General features: G+C 67.7%; 1 protein-coding gene and 1 pseudogene. Both read right to left on the reverse strand.

Annotated elements, in window-relative coordinates:
- Nucleotides 1-1,203 (reverse strand): FtsW/RodA/SpoVE family cell cycle protein (locus GPA_RS09820; RefSeq protein WP_041239425.1); only part of this gene is annotated, 1,203 nt, incomplete at its 3' end.
- A 7-nt stretch (nt 1,204-1,210) separates the two neighbouring features.
- Nucleotides 1,211-1,441: pseudogene (locus GPA_RS09825) on the reverse strand (hypothetical protein); the annotation flags it as partial.

Genomic DNA, 1,441 nt, shown 5'->3' on the forward strand with positions numbered 1-1,441 from the left:
CAGGTCGGCACGCCGCCGCGCAGGTGCGAGCGAGTCGTCCACCGCCCCCTGCGACACGGACAGGATGAGCGCCACCATGATAAACGTGGCGATGAGCGACGAGCCTCCCGACGAGATGAACGGCAGCGGCTTGCCCACGACGGGGAACCAGCCCATGACCATGGCAATGTTGAGGAACGCCTGGAACACGATCATGATGGTGCAGCCGCCCGCCACCATGGTGCCGAAGTTGTCGGGAGCCGTGCGCGCGATGCGCATGCCCGCCCACAGCACGAGCAGGAACAGCGCGATCACCGCAAGCGCGCCCACCAGCCCAAGCTCCTCGCCGATGATGGCGAAGATGAAGTCGGTGTCGGACTGCGTGAGGTACAGGTACTTCTCGTGCGAGTTGCCCAGCCCCACGCCGAAGAGCCCTCCGCCGGCAAGCGCGTAGAGCGAATGGATGAGCTGGTAGCCGTTGCCGTAGCCCCCCTCGCCGTCGTTCCACGGATTCAAGAACACCATCAGGCGCTCGCGGCGGTACTCCGTGCCCAAGATGCCCACCAGGCCCAGCGCCACCACCACGCCTACCACGATGAGCATGGTCCGCGCGGGAACCTCGCCCAGCCACATGACCGCAAGGATGCCCACGACGCAGATCATGGCCGTGCCCAGGTCGGACTGGGGGCCTAAGATGACGAGCACCGGCGCCAGCACCAGCAAGAACACCATCACGAAGAACTGAGGCACGGAAAGCGCCCCCTCGCGGAAGTCGTCGAAGAGCCGCGCGGCCACGAGCACGAGCGCGATCTTCGCGAACTCGGAGGGCTGCAGGCTGGCCGGCCCCAGCACGAGCCAGCGCTGGGCGCCCCACTCGTCCTCGCCCGCCCCCGAGAACATGGTGGCCACCAGCAGCACGAACGCGAGCAGCCACACGGCCCACACCAGGTTGCCGCGCCAAATGGAATAGGGGACGAACTTCCACACCACCAGCGCGATCACGATGCCCGCAACGGCGAACTTGATCTGGCTGAGCGTGTCGGCCATGGGGTCGACCGTCGCCACCGCATCGGCCGACGCGGACGCCAACGCGATGACCGACGACGTGGAGTAGATCATGACGAAGCCGAGCAGCGTGAGCGCCAGCACGGACAGCATGAGCACGAGCCGGGGGCCCATGATATACGCAGGTATCCCCTGCTTGTCGACGCGTGCGGCGGCCATGGGCCCTTTACGCTTCCACGCGCGCGGAGCGTTCGGCCACGAGCGCCTTGAACGCACGGCCGCGCTCCTCGTACGAGCCGAACTCGTCGAACGACGCGCAGGCCGGCGACAGCAGCACGACGTCGCCCGCACCCGCGATGGCCAGCGCCGCGTCGAGGGCGTCTTCCAAGCAGGAGGCTTGGAGCACGGCGAAGTCGCCGCCGTCTTCGCCCGCAGACCCGTCGACCCCGAACGCAGC

Source organism: Gordonibacter pamelaeae 7-10-1-b (assembly GCF_000210055.1).
Lineage (GTDB): Bacteria > Actinomycetota > Coriobacteriia > Coriobacteriales > Eggerthellaceae > Gordonibacter > Gordonibacter pamelaeae.